The organism is Paenibacillus sp. 05T425, assembly GCF_056396205.1.
Genome location: NZ_JBFTLA010000176.1, coordinates 1 through 371 on the forward strand (window position 1 = coordinate 1; position 371 = coordinate 371).

The following is a 371-nucleotide window of genomic DNA, read 5'->3' on the forward strand; positions in this document are numbered from 1 at the left end:
GGCAACGCGCTGTGTGCAGAGATGAAGGTCAAATGCGAGTGGGTCATCCAGGAATTCGACGGCATGATCCCGTCGCTCAAAGTGCGCAAGATCGACGCCGTGCTGTCGTCGATGTCGATCACTGAAGACCGCATGAAGTCGGTCGACTTCAGCAAAAAGTACTACCACACGCCGGGCAAGTTCGCGATGAAGAGCGGCAGCGTGGTCAACGACCCGCTGGTCGATCTCAAAGGCAAGAAAGTCGGCGTACAACGCGCCTCGACCTACGACCGTTTCGCCACTGAGCAACTGGCGCAAGCCGGCGTCGAGGTGGTCCGCTACGGCTCACAAAATGAAGCCTTCCTCGATCTGGCATCAGGTCGCCTGGACGC

General features: G+C 58.8%; 1 protein-coding gene. It reads left to right on the forward strand.

From position 1 onward, the window contains the following. On the forward strand, window positions 1-371 hold a 371-nt coding region (locus AC1DF0_RS32645), incomplete at both ends, for a transporter substrate-binding domain-containing protein (RefSeq protein WP_477577778.1).